We start from the raw sequence: 16,601 nt of genomic DNA on the forward strand, positions 1-16,601 counted from the left end.
TTCTTAGAAAGCGATACCACCTGCATTCAATGCGATAAGTAAACATACTACCACTGCAAACAGGGAAACCACCTCGATCAAAGCTGCGATGATCAACATAGCAGTTTGGATTTTACCAGCAGCTTCTGGCTGACGAGCAATAGATTCCATAGCCTGTCCACCAATACGACCGATACCAAGTCCTGCGCCAATCGCAACAATACCTGCACCGATACCAGCACCCATAAGTGCCATTCCAGCTGACAATAAGATTGAAGTTAACATACTTTTTTTTTTATAAATTGAACAAAGAAATTCCTAATTAATGCGCTTCGTCATGAGCATGCTCTGCTACAGCGGAACCAATATACATCGCCGTAAACAACGTGAACACATAAGCCTGAATAGTCGCCACCAGTAATTCAATCATATTGATGAAGGTCACCATCAAGGTACTTACCACTCCGATAGAATAAGATTGAAAAATGAAAACCAAGGCGATAAATGCCAAGATCACAATGTGGCCAGCTGTGATCGCCACAAATAGACGGACCATCAATGCAAACGGTTTGGTGAACAAACCGATTATTTCCACAGGCACAATTACCAGTAACAAAGGAATAGGAACACCAGGAGTCATAAACACGTGCTTCCAGTAATCCTTGTTTCCATTCACATTAACAATAATAAAGGTCAATACCGCGAGGGTGGCCGTCACCGCTATGTTTCCTGTTAAGTTAGCAGCACCAGGCAAAAGCCCGATCAAGTTACCTATCCAGATAAAAAAGAAAAGTGTAAGCAGGTAAGGGACAAATTTTTTGTACTTAGGTCCTATTGCCTTGTGTGCTATCTCATCTCTAACGAAGACAACAATTGGCTCTACAAAAGACGCAGCACCCTTTGGCGCAACCGCACCGTTCTTCTTATAGTGCCCTGCTGCTGAAAGCGTAAAAATCAAGACTACCGCAATCACTAAAAACATCATGGCAACGTTCTTGGTAATCGATAAATCTGTAAACGCAGCACCATCAACTCTCCCCATATGATCGTGGGAATCGATGAAATAACCCTCGTGGGCATATTCCTCCCCAAAGGCATGTGTCTCTGGATTTTGAAAGTCGGAAGAATTAAAAATCTCCAGACCTCTATCCGCCGAATACACGATCACCGGCAGGGAAAGAGTCACATGGGTATGCCCAATATTGAAAAAATGCCACTCATGGGAGTCCTTGATGTGATGCATGATGAACCCCGTAGGATCTTCACCTCCATCTTCGATATCAGCCCCAGCAGCAAATGACATACTGGAGAACATCAGCAAAAACACTGACAATAAAACACTTAGGGAAAGAAATTTACGCGTCATCTACTCTTTTTTTGAGGGCTACTTCGAAATCGGGCGCAAGTTAGCCAGAAACACGTAGATATCAAAAACCAGATAGAACAAAAAAAGGATAAAGAAATTCATTACAAACAAAAGAATATTCTCCGTACCCAAAAAAACCATGATTGCTATGAAAGATAATGAGGCTAATATCCTTGTGATCATGCCGAGTAACTTTACCTGCAGTAGGTTTTCAGAGGAGCCTTTTAGCAGCCAGATGCTGATTATTCCTACCAAATAGGATGTTGCCGCCAGAAAAGCCAAAATTATCCAAACATCATTATGGATAATCGATGGCAGGAGCCAACCCAATAAAAGTATCAGTAAACAAAATATCCCTGTCAACAGGAAAAATTTTAAATGAAAGTTCGCTTTCTGCATTAGGTTAATATTTTTCTGCAAATTTACCCCCAATTTTCTTTTGTAGGTTACTTATCCTGACGGATAGAAACCCAAAGTTGGTAAAAAGCTACTGCGGTGGAGAGAAAACAAAAAAACAGTAACCATGCCGGGAATTTAAAGCCACTTCGCTGGTGAAGCCACCAGCCCAGCCAAGTTCCTGCACCAATTATTCCAAAAAGCTGGAAAGAAAGCCCAATGTATTTTACATAGACCGGAGTATTCTTTGGTTTGGTATCTTTGCGTTTCGGATCCATAGAAATAAGGGTGGAAACTTTAATTTATTAAAAATTGTGGTTTAAATGTTCCCAGTCGCAAGTGATACAAATAATAGAACATTGAATTCGTTCTCTAAGTAATGCAAAAAAGCTATTTTGCTACTTGAATTGGGCCAAACAACTCATGAGGAAATTTTCCAGACTTGCCTTAGTCATTTTAATTTTCTGCGTATCCTGTTCTTCGGAGCGTAACACCTTTGTAAACAGGACATTCCACAATGTTACCTCACATTACAATGCATACTATCTTGCCGATGTAAGACTAAAAGAGGTGGAGGAGGAAGTGTATCAAAATTATAAGGAAGACTACACCCAGGTACTTCCGGTCTTTATTCCTTTTGACTCGGCAACTGTCCAGGCCAATGAAGAAAAACTTAGTTCTTCCCGGGAATTGGCTTCCAAAGCTATAGAGTGGCACAAAATCAGCAATTGGGTTGATGACAGTTATTTTCTACTTGGAAAAGTCGATTACTACCAGTCTCATTTTGATGATGCTAAAAACACCTTCAAATATGTCAATGTAAATTCCAAAAGCACTGATCTGAGACACCAAACGCTGGTCACCTTACTTCGGCTGTACGTGGATCTGAATGAATTCGAAAACGCCAATTTCACAATTGACTATTTTTCCAAAGAAGTTAATATTTCCAAAGAAAACAGGTACGACTTGTATAGAACGCTGGCATATTACTACGAGAAAAGAGGCGATAGAAGTGGTGTCATCGGAGCTCTTGATAAAGCGCTGGAATATTCCAAAGACAAAAAAGAGGCCTCTAGGATCAACTTTATACTTGCTCAGCGATATCAACGGCAAGGATTTGATGCCCTTGCGTATGAATATTATGGCAAAGCTCTGGCAGGAAATCCACCTTATGAACGAAGCTTCTATGCACAACTATACGCCCAGCAAGTGGCGGAACTGAATGCCTCTAAAGACCTGAAAAAAGTACGGAAATACTATGACGACCTCTATGAAGACCAAAAAAACCGGGATCTGAAAGATGTTGTAATTTATGAAAAAGCACTTTTTGAAGAAAAGCAAGGCGACACCCAACTTACCCTTGACTTGCTGCATCAAGCAGCCAAAGAACCGGGAAGCAATCCCAGAGTGAAAGGGTATATTTACCAAAAGCTAGCAGAGATTAACCTTGATACCTTTCAGGACTATCGCGCCACTAAATATTACTTGGATTCAGCACTCACTTTCATCAGTGAAAATGATCCTGTTGCATTAGATATCACCAGCCAGAAGGAATCCCTAGACCAATATGTTTTCCATACAGAGCGGATTCAGGGCAATGATAGCTTGTTGAATTTGGCCAAGCTCTCACCCGATCAGCAAAAATTAACTGCAGAAAATTACATTAAAGCAGAGGAAGAGCGGCTGATCCGCGAAGCAGAGGCCAAACAAAAACCGAAAAGCACTAGCATTTTCGACAACCTTCTGGCCTTCAACGACAGAGGTTCTGGCTCTACCTTTTATTTCGACAATAGTGCCGCAATGCAGCAAGGTGCCATTGATTTTAGGCGTACCTGGGGAAATCGGCCATTGCAGGATAACTGGAGAAGGAGCGCCGCCAGCTTTCAAAATTCCAACCCTACTACTCCTGAACAAAAACCGGGAGATTCTACCGCCATAGAACCCCAAGCACTCTTAAATCAACTACCTACACTGGAAAATTTACTTTCCGAGATACCTAGTTCCCCAGAACAGATAGAAACATTGAACATCCAGCTGGAAGAATCCTATTTTGAACTAGGGAAACTGCTCTATTTTGATCTGAAAGAGACAGAACTCAGTATCGGCAATCTGGAAACCCTCGTGCGGGAATATCCAAATTCATCCAGAAAACCCGAGGCCTATTATCTCTTGTATCTGGCTCAGAAGGATCTTGGAGGTGATTCGCAGCAGTACATCAATAGGCTGAACAGGGAATTTCCTGAATCACAATATACATTTTCTGTAAATAACCCAGATGCTGCCTCCGGAAATCTCGCCTATGTAGAGTCTTCCAAACGATATGAATTAGCCTATAAAGCCTATTATGATGGGAATCACCAGGAAAGTAGAAGTATCATCAAATCGGCGCTGGAAGAATACCCCTTGACACGTAATACTGAACGTCTCCTACTGCTGGACATCATGAATACCGGAAAAACCCAAAGTCGGACAGTGTACAGGGAGAGACTGGAAAATTATATACGTAATACCCAAGATGAAAATTTGGTAGATTTGGCAAGGAATATGCTGAAACCTCTGCTAACGGCATCAGAGCTGGCAGAGCTTAATCCCCCAAAATTGGAGGAAGGAGATTCCACGAAAACAGATAACAGTGTATTGGAAAGATCAGAAGGTGATGAAGATTTAGCGGAATCCCCATATAAATACAGTGAATCCACTACCCATATCTTTGTACTGGCAATGGAGCCCGGGCAGGCTGAGTCAGCCAAAAGCCTTTTGGCTGATTTGGAGAGTTTTCATTCTGCAAATTTCTCCAAAGAAAAGCTAAGAACCGGAGAGATGAATATGAACAGCGAAAATGCGATTTACATCATAAGCCCATTTTCAAACGCTGAAAAAGCAAAAGAGTATTATAGAAAATTTCAAAAGGGGTTCAATTCAGAAGACCTGCCTAAGGAAGTGACAGCTAATGCTTTCGTGATTTCCATTGAAAATTTCCAGGTATTGCATAAGAGTAAAAATTTAAAGGAATATAGGGCTTTTTTCAAGTCCGCTTATAAGTAAACTATGAGTAAAAAAGCAAATCCCCAAACCTCCGCCTGGGTATCCAAGACAGTAAAATATTTATGGATAGCCTTCATAGCTGGGATTTTTGGCTTCATCCTGTTCGTTTGGATGATCAGCATTAATTTTCTTGGGCTTTTTGGATCTCTTCCAGACTTCAAAGCTTTGGAAAACCCCGATTCACAAATTGCTTCTGAGCTCTATTCATCCGATGGGCTACTGCTGGGACGGTACATACGCGAAAACCGTAGCCCTGTAAATTACGATGAGCTTTCCCCAAATCTGGTCAATGCGCTTATAGCCACAGAAGACGTGCGGTTTGAAAGCCACTCGGGAATTGATATGCAAGCCATGGTGCGCGTATTTGTCAAATCCATCTTGCTGGGTCAAAATGCAGGCGGTGGTTCCACACTTAGCCAACAGACAGCGAAAAACCTCTTCAAAACAAGGACGGATTCCAACAATGGCCTGCTCAGCTCTATACCGGGACTTCGCATGCTTATCATTAAGACCAAAGAATGGATAGTCGCCACTCAATTGGAAAAAGCATACACCAAAAACGAGATCTTGACGCTATATCTGAATACATCAGACTTTGGATCCAACGCATTTGGGATCAAAACCGCTGCAGAAACCTTCTTCAATAAAAAACCTGCGGAATTAGCCATCCAGGAATCAGCGGTTCTGGTAGGTCTCTTCAAAGCTCCTTCTTACTACAGCCCTGTATATAACCCTGACAATTCATTAAGGAGAAGAAATACCGTGCTCGCCCAGATGATGAGAAACAATTACCTGACAAGGGAGGAATTTGATTCTTTATCGGCTTTACCCATCGAGTTGAATTATAGTGTAGCCAACCAAAACAAAGGATTGGCAACCTATTTCCGGGAGATCGTAAAAGCCGACCTTGTAAAATGGACCAAGGAGAACCTCAAATCAGATGGAAGTGCTTACGACCTGTATGGGGATGGGCTGAAAATCTACGCTACCATTGACAGTAGAATGCAGCGGTATGCAGAGGAAGCTGTAGCAGGGCATATGAAGGAGCTTCAAGCAGCATTCTATAAAGAAATGGGCAACAAAGATCCCTGGATAGATGAAAGTTTCCGGGTGATCCCAAATTTCATTGAAGACGCTGTAAGGAGAACTGAAGCCTATAGGCTACTGAAGGTTCGATATGGAGATGATACCGACTCCATCAATATCAAACTGAATGAGAAAAAGAAAATGAAGGTCTTCTCATGGGAAAAGGGAGAAGTAGATACCCTGATGAGCTCCATGGATTCCCTTCGGTATTATAAGAAATTCCTACAGACAGGGTTTATGAGTATGGATCCGCATACCGGCCAGATCAAAGCCTGGGTGGGAGGATTAGACCACAAATATTTCAAGTTTGACCACGTCAAAAGAGGAAAGCGGCAACCGGGATCCACATTCAAACCATTCGTCTATGCAGCTGCCATAGAAAACGGCTACAGTCCCTGCTATAGTGTGATCGATCAGCCGGTAGAAGTGTATATACCTGGCCAACCAGCATGGAGGCCTTCCAACGCAAACGGCAAGTTCACCTATGAAAAAATGACCATTAGGCATGCAATGGCCGAATCAGTCAACTCCATCACCGCTTATATGATGAAGAAGCTTAGTCCCAGGATAGTAGTGGAAACTGCCAGAAGACTGGGAATCACAAGCGATCTGCAAGAGGTTCCCGCATTGGCTTTGGGCGTTAATGATGTTTCAATTTTTGAAATGGTTGGGGCCTTTGGGACTTTTGTCAACAAGGGTGAACATACCACGCCATTCTATATTGACAGAATTGAGGATAAAAACGGAAATGTAATCGAACAGTTCACTGCGAAGAAGAGACCTGCAATGAGTGAAGAGCATGCTTATTTAATGACTTATATGTTGAGAGGGGGGTTTGAGGAGCGTGGCGGCACCAGCCAGGGAGTCAATTGGGAATTAAGAAATGGCATGGAGCTAGGTGGAAAGACAGGAACAACCCAAAATGCATCTGATGGCTGGTATATGGGGATCAGCAAGGATTTAGTGAGTGGTGTATGGGTAGGAGGAGATGACCGGGCTATCCACTTTAGAAGCTGGACAGCTGGACAAGGAGGTAGGACGGCAAGGCCTATCTGGCAAAATTATATGATGAAAGTATATGCAGACGAAAGCCTAGGATATACAAAAGGACCCTTCCCAAGACCTGAACGACCGCTAAGCATAGAAATAGACTGTGATACCTATGAAAGGGAAAGCCAGCGCTACAGTGATTTTGATTATGATGCCACCAAAAACGATTTCTAGAAAAAGATTATATCCCCTTTCAAAAACAGCCTTACTACTAGGCTGTTTTTTTTAATTTTAGGACATGCAATCATCCTCTTTCTCTCCAAATGATCACGCCACCCTACCCGATCATCCAGGTGTATATAAATATTTCAATGAGGACGGTGAGCTCATCTATGTAGGCAAGGCCAAAAGCCTGAAAAAAAGAGTCGGAAGTTATTTCAACAAAAGCGTAGGATTCAATCTTAAAACCAGAAAGATGGTAAAAGAGATCCGGAGAATTGAAATCACCCTCGTGAATAGTGAGTTTGACGCATTGCTTCTGGAGAATAATCTGATAAAAAAGTCCCAGCCCAAGTACAATATCCTGCTGCGGGACGACAAGACTTATCCATACCTGCTCTTAACAAAAGAACATTTCCCCCGGATATTCCCAACCCGAAATCTAATTGCCAAAAAAGGCACCTATTTTGGCCCCTTTGCAAGTGTGAAGGCCATGAACAATGTGCTAGATCTGATCCGCGAACTCTTTACGATCAGGACCTGCAACCTGGATCTCTCCCCCTACAAAATAGCTGAGGACAAATACAAAGTCTGTCTGGAATATCATATCGGAAATTGCCAGGGACCCTGCGTAGGCCTTCAAAATGAAGGGGATTACCTGAAAGATCTTGAACATGCAAAACATATTCTGAAAGGGAATCTGGGCTTAGCAAAGTCTTATTTCAAACAAGAGATGCAAACACTTGCTGAAAATCTGGAATTTGAAAAAGCGCAAAAGCTGAAAGAAAAGCTTGACTTGCTTGAAAAATATCAAGCCAAATCACTGGTGGCAAGTCCATCTATTAATAACCTCGATGTATGCACTATAGTCTCGGATGAGAAAAACGCCTACGTGAACTATATGCGGGTGAAGAATGGCTCTCTCATCACCTCAAAAAACGTAGAGCTCAAAAAGAAACTGGACGAATCAGATGAGCAATTACTGCTCACGGCGCTTATACAGCTTCAAGATCAATTCCAAAGCGATGCGGAAGAAGTGCTGCTGAACATAGAACTCACAGAAGCTATTGAAGGTCTAAATGTGTTCATGCCCAAAATCGGCGACAAGAAGAAACTAATAGAACTTTCACTCAAGAATGCTCTCTACTATAAAAAGGAAAAAGCGCTTCTGCTGGGCCTTAACCAAGATAAAAAAGACCGGGTTATCCGCCAACTGCAGCAAGACCTGACTCTTCCTGAAATACCCGACCATATTGAATGTTTTGACAACTCAAATATCCAAGGGACCAATCCGGTGGCCAGCATGGTTTGTTTTCTAAACGGCAAACCTGCAGTCAAAGAATACAGACACTATCACATCAAAACGGTAACTGGCCCGGATGATTTTGCCAGTATGAAAGAAGTGGTGGGAAGAAGATACAAGCGTCTTTTAGAGGAAGGAAAGCCAATGCCCAAACTCGTGGTAATCGATGGAGGAAAAGGCCAGTTATCTTCTGCAGTAGAGGCATTGAAGGAGCTGGGAGTGTATGGACAAATGCCTATTATAGGAATCGCAAAACGCCTGGAAGAAATCTATTTCCCGGGAGATTCCTATCCTATACATATTGACAAAAAATCTGAGAGTCTGCGTCTATTGCAACGAATCAGGGACGAGGCACATAGGTTCGCAATCACATTTCATAGAAACGTAAGAAGCAAAAATGCTTTTGGCACCCAACTTACTGCGATCCCTGGGATTGGAAAGAATACTGCCGTCGCACTATTAAGCCATTTCAAATCCGTCAAAAAGATCAGCTTAGCCAGCGAGGAAGAAATAGCAAATGTGATTGGCGCTAGCAGGGCCAAAGCCCTTGTAGAATGGAGAGATAAAAATAAAGGGGCTTAAAAAGCCCCTGCATTATTTACCACTCCCAAAGGGAGTTCTCATATTCCAACAATTTGTACTCGAATTCCAGGGCGTTTATGTATGCCTGCATCTCCGGATTGGGATGATCTACTTTCACCAAATCAGCTATCAAAGCATCCTCAGAGTTAGTAAACTTTCTCACCACAGACCTGAAAAGCCTGGTTTCAAAAGCCTCATCATAGGTCAGACTTTTTGAAAGGTTCTGGAAGTTAATCCATCTTGCTTCAGGATGGTCTTTGAAGTAATTGTAGAAGTCCTTGTATCGGATGAATGCAATGGTTTTTTGCCCAGCATTGGAGTTTGTCTCAGAAGGCATGACCAATTCCAGATATTTGATATCAAACACCATGTCAGAGTGGTGCTTATCAAATACAAAATCCTCTCTAAAATCCAGGTAGTAGAGCTGCTTGGAGAAGATACTGTCTCCTGTAGCGTTTATCCAGAAATTATCCTGGAACTCCGCAATGGATAATGGCTGCGTAAAATCCTCGTCTCCAAAAACCTCCAACGCATTTTCTTCTACAACAGCCTTATAAATCTGATTTACAATTCCATTCGATTTAGTGTCCCCTGCCCCATATAGTGGCTTATTGTACTTCTCACGAAGGTCTATCCTTCTCCATACACCGACCTGATACATTTTATCATCCTCACGGATTCTCTTTGCAGAGTAAATGGTATCCATATCAAACTGACGGTCTCCATAGCCCGAAGGGGACACACTTGTAGCAGGGATCTGTGCCACACTTGACAGCGGAGCAAATCCCGCTGCTATCAGCAGGGACAAGATTAATTTTGGAAGAAACTTTTTCATAATCGTTCGTTTATCTTAATCCCCAATTACGCCTTACTTAACGCGAATAGGAACAACTTGTCTTAGTTCTGAAGGAATTTTATTTCCTCTGAAGTTCGTTCTGGTCACTTGTCTGATTTCAAAGACGACAACATCACCGGCTCTCGCACTTTCCAATAACGAACGCATGGCGAGATTATTACCGCTAGAGATCTGGACTGTCTGTCGAGGCACTTCATTTCTAAGCAACCTCATCTCTCCACCAGTGACCTCAAAGTTGGCATCCTTAGCCATAGTTCTGGCAAAGGTAGGCTCAGCTTTGGCAAGAAGCTTAAGCCCCATCAAGGAACTGATAGCTTGGGCCTGGCTCAAATCGAGTTCAGTACCATTTGCCGTTGCCGGTACTAAGGATGGAGTTGGGACTGGTCTGATATCATAATCAACCGTCCCGATTTTATTCCCACCACTACTTACACCTATATTTACTTTTCCTGATGCACCGGGAATCACCGTTAGCTGGCCAGGTTTATTTCCCTTGATAGACTGGCCATTGGTGACAGCAAACTCAGGAGAGTAGGTGTTCCCCAATGCAGGTACCTCGATCAGCAATTCATTCGCACAATCAGCATAGAGTTGTTGAACTACTTCAGAAGATACTTTAATCACCGGCTGAGCCACGAAGTAATCATAGGCTACTGGAAGAACTTTGTCCTCACCTCCAATATTTGTAATGATCTCCCCGTTTATAGTTCTTTTCGCCAATCCCCGCTCATCGTATTGTCCTGCGGGAGTTACGGTAAATTCAATCTTACCAAAACCACTGGCATCCACAGGAACCGAACGGCCATCAATCGTCATAGTAGGCACTGCAGACGTGGAACTGGAAGCGATAAACATATCCGCTTCAAATTTGGTCCCGGCGGCAACCACATTGGATAGGGCTGCTATTCTAGCTTCGGTCACATCCGCTTTGAAAAAGAAAGATCCAATTGTATTCTGCACAGCGGTCAATGATTCACTTTCAATATTCAGTACCTCATTTTGGTACTGAGAAATCAATGCGATCACCGCACCAACTGGAGACTTTATGAAATTCAAGGCAACAAAGTCTTTATTCCTTGCTTCTCTATCATTGGCAAACAACTCTATTTCAGACGCATCCTTTGCGATATCCCCAAATTTCAGATCGGAAAGCCCTACAGAAGTAAGTATTTCAGAAATTCTGGCCGGATATGCGTTTAGGGTTTGTTTCATCTCTTCGCCCTTACCTTTATTGGCGAAAATATTACCTGTAATCTCGGTGTTTTTAAGCTGTGCATTAACAAAGTTTCCTTCGTCATTCTTCGCATTGGATTCGATAATCAAATCCTGCTTAAGCTGCTCTAAATAATCAAAGGTTTCTTTAGTAGCCTCCCTGATTTGATTGGCAGCGGTTACCTTTGGCACATCTACTTCTTTATTTCCCTGTTGATCTACAGTATAGGCGATAGATTCAACTGTCTTTTGATTTTTGTTGATAAAGTTTCGGGAGGTTCTTTCCATCCCATCGTTAATCAACACAAATTTCTGGAGGATTTGGTTGCTTACCTGGAGGGCCAAAAGGGCCGTTAATACCAGATACATCATACCAATCATCCGCTGCCTAGGTGTCTCTTTAGCTCCTGCCATTTTTAAGTTTTAATGGATTTTAAATGAATTGAAGAGAAATTAACCTTTCATAGCGGATAGCATTCCACCATAGATTTTATTCAAAGAACTGACGTTCTGGTTCAATTTTGACAATTCTGTTTTAAATGCCTGGGTTTCTTTGCCTGCTTCAGTAAGACCTTCCATCGCAGCGGTCATATTCGCATAGAATTTATTGAGTGTCTTCACATGGCTGTTTGCGTCCTGAAGTTCCATCTCATAAACAGAATTCAGCGCGGATAGATTTTTAGTCACATTCACTACCTGGGTATGGTAGGCTTTTGCGTCCTGCGAAGCTGAAGACATTTCAGTCAGTGCAGCCGCGGTCTTGCTGTAAGAAGCGTTCATATCCACCAAAGTTTTGGCAGCGGTTTTTACATTGGTCGCATATTCATTTGTTGCTACCGCAGCATCAGATAAGTTGCCCATTTTCTCGGCAGAGGTTGCAAGGTTTTGCATTCCTTTCCCTAGGCTTTCGATCAATTCAGGCCCTACTTTGGCATTGGCCAACATTTCGTCAAGCTTTTGGGAAACCTGATCTCCTCCTCCGGCAACAACTCTTTGTGCTCTTGGGGCAGCCGGTGCATCACCAGCCAGCTCAGGATAAACTTTAGACCAATCCACTTCTTCATTTCGTGGCTCGAATGCAGAAAGAAAAAATATAAATGCCTCAGTACTTAGTCCGATACCAATCATCCAATTAGCCCCTGCCCAATCCAGGATCTTGAACATCGCACCGAGAATAACGACAGCAGCACCAATACCATAAATCTTCGGCATTATGCTGGAATAAAATTTTGCTGAGAACGAGTTGCTGTTGCTAGCCATTTGAGAAATTGAAATTAAAGATTTAAGGTATTTTTTATTTGTGGGAGTGTTTTCGTTTTTTTATCGTCTTCTTCTTGTAGAACTGTTCACGTCCATTGATCCAGAGCGGCCAATGAATGTCATTTTTGTTCTGAAACCTATGTGCGCCTGGGCCACATCTTCGTACTCATAAGTCCTGGTACTGGTTTCCAAAAAGTGGGCTATATCTTTCCAACTTCCGCCTCTTACGACTTTCCTAGGTTCATTAGGATCATCATAGACGGGGTTCAAATCCCAAGTAATGGAACTCGAAGTAGTGGAATAAGCATCCAGTACCCATTCAGCCACATTACCGGACATATTGTACAATCCATACCCATTAGGAGCGAAAACATCAACAGGTGCAGTATAAGCAAAACCATCATCAATATAATTACCTCTGCCGGGCTTGAAGTTTGCCATCAAACACCCTCTCTTATTTTTCAGATATGGGCCGCCCCATGGATATTTCGCGACTTCCTTGCCTCCTTTGGCGGCATACTCCCACTCAGCTTCTGAAGGAAGTTCAAATGCAGGGCCATCAAAATCGCTATCATCGTTTGCTCTCTGGTGGTAGGTTCTCCACTCACAATATTTTTTTGCCTGATCCCATGAAACCCCCACAACCGGATAATTATCAAAAGCGGGATGATCAAAGTAAAACTCCATCAATGGATCTCCATAGTGATACGCGAAACTTGTTGACCAAACGGTAGTATCAGGTCTAAGCTCATCATAATTCAGCTGGGGAGGATCTTTGAGTGTAGTCGGGGTGCCTGTTTCATAAGTCCCGCTTTTCACGGCTTCCAAAAATTGTCGGTACTTGTTGTTGGACACTTCGTATTTGTCCATAAAAAATTCAGATATCGTGATCTGCTTGTTCAATGAGGACTGGGTAAACGCGATATCCTCATCAGCCTGTCCCATCCAAAACGTCCCTGCTTTCACCGGAACCATATCGTAAGGCAGGTTCTGCTGCCAGCTAGATCGTTTCGGAACACCCGTCACCTCTCCTCTTCTATTCATCTTTTCGCTAGCTGAACCCTTCTTATTGAAAAGACCACAACTCGGCAAAAGCGTCACTAATGCCAAACCTAGGGTAATGGGCACAAAGCGAACATTCATTTTTTTATACATAAATGACGTTTTTTCGTTCATCAATTAATTGCGGTGTGTAAAGTATTTTCAAGATTCGAAATTTAGCTGAATTTGGCACAATAATGCAAATAACCTGCCAAATAATAGTTTAATATAACGCTGGGGTAAACTGCCGTCAACGATTCTTAAAGGAAAATCAGATCTTTTCAAAACCTAAATCTCGGTGTTCTTTGAATCACTCGCTGAACTTCCCTAGTAGCTGTGGTCAATCTATACCTAAGCATCAACTCATGACTTGTAGGTGATTTAGCTTCCACACCACTGAATACTAAATCAAAGGCATAGCCCAAATTCAGTGAGTTATTCGCCAATAAGCTATATCCAAGGATTAAAGAAACTGCTTCCTCACCTCTAAAGCCAATCCCTCCACTTATCTTATTCTGATGCGTAGCAATAACGCTCACTTCATAAGAAAAATTATTAAAAGACACTGATTTTAAAAGCAAACTGGGTTCTATCGCCAACTGCCCCACCGGTCTAAGCCTATAACCAAGCAAAAGGTAGGAATGGTTTTTCAGTTGATTTTCATACGATCCATCTCCAAAATCAAAATTAGGTTCGTTCAGATGCCTACTACTTAGCCCAATATAATAGTTACGTGTATCATATAGCAACCCCGCCCCTACATTAAAGTTTAACTGGCTTTCCCTGCCCGAACTAGGCAGGTTGGGCTCTGGATTCACTACAATCAGCTCCCCATAATCCAAAGAACTAGAATACATACCTATATACGCACCCAAACTCAAAGTAGATCTATTGAGTTTTTTATGATAGGCGCCTTGAAGATTAATTTCCAAGTTCCCGGTGGCACCTATTTGATCATTGACTACAGTAAGGCCATAACCGATATCTTTCCCTTCAAGCCTGCCCTGAGCAGTCAACAACTGAGTGACCGGCGCACCACCTTGTCCCGAATTCGTTGTGTAATTCAGCCATTGGGATCTATGCAAAGCCGAGAATCTAAACCCTCCATCTTTACCCGCAAAGGCAGGGTTATAGTACATACCATTGTACATGTACTGGGTGAATTGGGGATCCTGCTGGGCCATGACCAACGAAATCCCAAAAAAGAAGAATAGAAGAAGTGAATACCTTAAAAAGTATATTCCATGGCCTTTTCGGATCATTTTAAAGTGGTTTCGTCAAACATAGTAGCTAGTGTAAGAATTTATACTGAAAAACCACAGTTTTAGGTTTTATGTTTTACAAATTATTCGCCTTTTTAATATAAAGTTCCAATGCTCCCGTCATACTAGGAGCATTCGGCATAGGCGCTTCAATATCCAAAATCAGATCCAAATCCCTTACCGCCTGCGCCGTAGTCGGGCCAAAAGCGGCTATCCTGGTATTTCCCTGTTCAAAATCCGGGAAATTGATTTTCAATGATTTGATCCCTGAAGGGCTAAAAAACGCCAACACATCGTATTTCACATCCGCCAGATCAGATAAATCCGCCTCTAAGGTATGATAAATGATCGCTTCTGTAAACGCAATTCCGTTTTTTTCCATATAATCAGGAATATCATCTTTACGGATATCAGAACAAGGGAATAAATACTTTTCGGATTTATGTTTCTTGAAGTAATCAAATAAATCCTGGGCAGTCTTCTGGCCTACAAACAATTTGCGCTTACGGATTACTATGTACTTCTGCAGGTAATGGGCCGTCTGATCAGAAATACAGAAATACTTCATGTCAGCGGGCATTTCGATCTTGAAATCCTTACAGATCGCAAAGAAATGGTCAATTGCGTTGCGGCTGGTAAAAATCACCGCGGTATGCTTCAGAATATCGATCTTCTGCTTACGAAATTCCTTGGGCACAACGGGCTCGACTTTAATGAATTGCCGGAAATCAATCTTCAGGTTATATTTCTCTGCCAACTGCACATAGGGAGAATTAGCTCCTGCCGGGGCTGGTTGAGATACTAGGATACTTTTTACTGGTCTAAACCTGTCTTTGGTAACTGCGCTCATGCTTCTTTATTCCTTTTGGTGATTTACAAAATCAATATCCCAAATCGAGAACCAATTTGGCCAAGATTAAAAAGGGCACTAATTCTGCGATGCAAAGGTAAGTAAATAAATGATATTTCTTAAAGCCCAGCCTATTCACCATTATTACAAACAGTCCCACTATTCCCAGAATATAAATCCAGAAAAAGCCTGCGAAAGAAAGTTCCAACGCCGTTTTGAGTAATGAAAACCCGTTCAGCAAATAAAAGGCGCTGATGAAAATAAGACCCATGGTAGTTATGACTACCAGCCTTAATAAGTAAAAAAAGTGGGCAAACTCCAACTTCCCCAAATCAAACAAATAAGACAAAACACGTATTGCCGTAAACTTCAAAACCGTAAGGATCAGAAGTAAAAAAGCACCCACAGCCCAGATCAACATCATGCTGGTAAAAGCCAGTTCTATCCTAGCCTCCAGCCATTCCTGACGAAAAACCACCAGACCGGTCACCATCTCCAAGGACAATAGCAGATTCACGATAAACAGATAAAAAAGAATATCTGCGGAAAAGAACTTCTGAAGACTCCCCGATTCCGAAAAATCCTCCGCATTGAGCAATGAAACAGGCTTGATCATCATCTCAAAAATAAAAGGGTAAGCCAGCTTGTACAGAGCAATAAACAACAAGCAAATCAAGAGGGCCACTACAAAAAAATCACGCATATCCTGACGGTCAAAGTCTCTTGCCACGATTGATACCCCATCATTGCCCACACGCTCTGGAGTAGATGCTGGGCTCAAAACTTTTTTCGCAGTGGCATCCCCTAAGGAAATGCCGTTTTTGAAAACAGTGAGATGTGGCTGATCTCCGGAAAATTCTTTTTTAAAGTCCTCTACTTTCATTTTGAAAGCCGTATCCTGATCTGTAAAAAACCACAGCTTATCTCCCACAAATACCACCGAATGATCAGGGAAATCGAAAGACAAATATGCCAAAGGAAAAGTCTGTAGATCCAATTCAAGTAACAAACGGTCATTGGAACTGAACCAAGTCTCTCGCTCTCCTTCTTCCCACTTTAGGCTGTAATCCTCTAAAACCTGAGTGAAAGCCTGACCCATCAGTGCAAAGAGCAAAACGAATAGCAGAAAAATCTTAGTGATTGGTGTTTTCATA

Annotated in this window: 13 protein-coding genes; 3 read left to right on the forward strand and 10 right to left on the reverse strand. The window is 42.3% G+C overall.

What is annotated here, in order from left to right:
* Window positions 1–3: 3 nt before the first annotated feature.
* The 3 genes from atpE to LZF95_RS18220 form a co-directional block, all read right to left on the reverse strand.
* Window positions 4–264, reverse strand: a complete 261-nt coding sequence (atpE, locus tag LZF95_RS18210; RefSeq protein ID WP_092894836.1) for an ATP synthase F0 subunit C — start codon at window positions 262–264, stop codon at window positions 4–6.
* A 37-nt stretch (window positions 265–301) separates the two neighbouring features.
* On the reverse strand, window positions 302–1,345 hold the full coding sequence (gene atpB, locus LZF95_RS18215; protein ID WP_233756459.1) for a F0F1 ATP synthase subunit A: 1,044 nt from the start codon (window positions 1,343–1,345) through the stop codon (window positions 302–304).
* A 446-nt stretch (window positions 1,346–1,791) separates the two neighbouring features.
* Window positions 1,792–2,019, reverse strand: coding sequence for an AtpZ/AtpI family protein (locus tag LZF95_RS18220; protein WP_233756460.1), 228 nt, complete (start codon window positions 2,017–2,019; stop codon window positions 1,792–1,794).
* A gap of 145 nt (window positions 2,020–2,164) precedes the next feature.
* On the opposite strand from LZF95_RS18220, the gene LZF95_RS18225 reads away from it, so the two are divergent.
* From LZF95_RS18225 to uvrC, 3 genes are all read left to right on the forward strand, one after another.
* Window positions 2,165–4,786 (forward strand): gliding motility protein, encoded by a 2,622-nt coding sequence (locus tag LZF95_RS18225; RefSeq protein WP_233756461.1) that lies wholly within the window; start codon window positions 2,165–2,167, stop codon window positions 4,784–4,786.
* Between the two features lie 3 nt (window positions 4,787–4,789).
* Complete coding sequence (locus LZF95_RS18230) at window positions 4,790–7,096, forward strand: penicillin-binding protein 1A (RefSeq protein WP_233756462.1); 2,307 nt, start codon at window positions 4,790–4,792, stop codon at window positions 7,094–7,096.
* Window positions 7,097–7,160: 64 nt separating this feature from the next.
* Window positions 7,161–8,966, forward strand: coding sequence for an excinuclease ABC subunit UvrC (gene uvrC / locus LZF95_RS18235; protein ID WP_233756463.1), 1,806 nt, complete (start codon window positions 7,161–7,163; stop codon window positions 8,964–8,966).
* Window positions 8,967–8,982: 16 nt separating this feature from the next.
* Here uvrC and gldN read toward each other — a convergent pair whose 3' ends face one another.
* From gldN to LZF95_RS18270, 7 genes are all read right to left on the reverse strand, one after another.
* On the reverse strand, window positions 8,983–9,801 hold the full coding sequence (gene gldN, locus LZF95_RS18240; RefSeq protein ID WP_233756464.1) for a gliding motility protein GldN: 819 nt from the start codon (window positions 9,799–9,801) through the stop codon (window positions 8,983–8,985).
* A 33-nt stretch (window positions 9,802–9,834) separates the two neighbouring features.
* The gene (gene gldM, locus LZF95_RS18245) at window positions 9,835–11,448 is read right to left on the reverse strand and encodes a gliding motility protein GldM (RefSeq protein WP_233756465.1); all 1,614 of its coding nucleotides are present in this window, start codon (window positions 11,446–11,448) and stop codon (window positions 9,835–9,837) included.
* A gap of 39 nt (window positions 11,449–11,487) precedes the next feature.
* Entirely contained in the window at window positions 11,488–12,246 is a 759-nt protein-coding gene (gldL, locus tag LZF95_RS18250) for a gliding motility protein GldL (protein WP_233756466.1), read from the reverse strand.
* Between the two features lie 108 nt (window positions 12,247–12,354).
* The gene (gene gldK, locus LZF95_RS18255) at window positions 12,355–13,449 is read right to left on the reverse strand and encodes a gliding motility lipoprotein GldK (protein WP_233756467.1); all 1,095 of its coding nucleotides are present in this window, start codon (window positions 13,447–13,449) and stop codon (window positions 12,355–12,357) included.
* 167 nt (window positions 13,450–13,616) lie between these two features.
* Window positions 13,617–14,597: a type IX secretion system membrane protein PorP/SprF gene (locus tag LZF95_RS18260; RefSeq protein WP_233756468.1), complete on the reverse strand. Its 981-nt coding sequence runs from the start codon at window positions 14,595–14,597 to the stop codon at window positions 13,617–13,619.
* Between the two features lie 76 nt (window positions 14,598–14,673).
* Window positions 14,674–15,447, reverse strand: a complete 774-nt coding sequence (locus LZF95_RS18265) for a uroporphyrinogen-III synthase (RefSeq protein WP_233756469.1) — start codon at window positions 15,445–15,447, stop codon at window positions 14,674–14,676.
* A gap of 31 nt (window positions 15,448–15,478) precedes the next feature.
* Complete coding sequence (locus LZF95_RS18270) at window positions 15,479–16,600, reverse strand: DUF4271 domain-containing protein (protein WP_233756470.1); 1,122 nt, start codon at window positions 16,598–16,600, stop codon at window positions 15,479–15,481.
* Window position 16,601: the final 1 nt, after the last annotated feature.

Origin of the sequence: Algoriphagus sp. AGSA1 (genome assembly GCF_021390545.1) — a bacterium.
Classification (GTDB): Bacteria; Bacteroidota; Bacteroidia; order Cytophagales; family Cyclobacteriaceae; genus Algoriphagus.

Coding starts and splice junctions, on each gene's coding strand:
- atpE (WP_092894836.1), bottom strand. CDS start 264: ATGTTAACTTCAATCTTATTGTCAGCTGGAATGGCACTTATGGGTGCT.
- atpB (WP_233756459.1), bottom strand. CDS start 1,345: ATGACGCGTAAATTTCTTTCCCTAAGTGTTTTATTGTCAGTGTTTTTG.
- LZF95_RS18220 (WP_233756460.1), bottom strand. CDS start 2,019: ATGGATCCGAAACGCAAAGATACCAAACCAAAGAATACTCCGGTCTAT.
- LZF95_RS18225 (WP_233756461.1), top strand. CDS start 2,165: ATGAGGAAATTTTCCAGACTTGCCTTAGTCATTTTAATTTTCTGCGTA.
- LZF95_RS18230 (WP_233756462.1), top strand. CDS start 4,790: ATGAGTAAAAAAGCAAATCCCCAAACCTCCGCCTGGGTATCCAAGACA.
- uvrC (WP_233756463.1), top strand. CDS start 7,161: ATGCAATCATCCTCTTTCTCTCCAAATGATCACGCCACCCTACCCGAT.
- gldN (WP_233756464.1), bottom strand. CDS start 9,801: ATGAAAAAGTTTCTTCCAAAATTAATCTTGTCCCTGCTGATAGCAGCG.
- gldM (WP_233756465.1), bottom strand. CDS start 11,448: ATGGCAGGAGCTAAAGAGACACCTAGGCAGCGGATGATTGGTATGATG.
- gldL (WP_233756466.1), bottom strand. CDS start 12,246: ATGCCGAAGATTTATGGTATTGGTGCTGCTGTCGTTATTCTCGGTGCG.
- gldK (WP_233756467.1), bottom strand. CDS start 13,449: ATGTATAAAAAAATGAATGTTCGCTTTGTGCCCATTACCCTAGGTTTG.
- LZF95_RS18260 (WP_233756468.1), bottom strand. CDS start 14,597: ATGATCCGAAAAGGCCATGGAATATACTTTTTAAGGTATTCACTTCTT.
- LZF95_RS18265 (WP_233756469.1), bottom strand. CDS start 15,447: ATGAGCGCAGTTACCAAAGACAGGTTTAGACCAGTAAAAAGTATCCTA.
- LZF95_RS18270 (WP_233756470.1), bottom strand. CDS start 16,600: ATGAAAACACCAATCACTAAGATTTTTCTGCTATTCGTTTTGCTCTTT.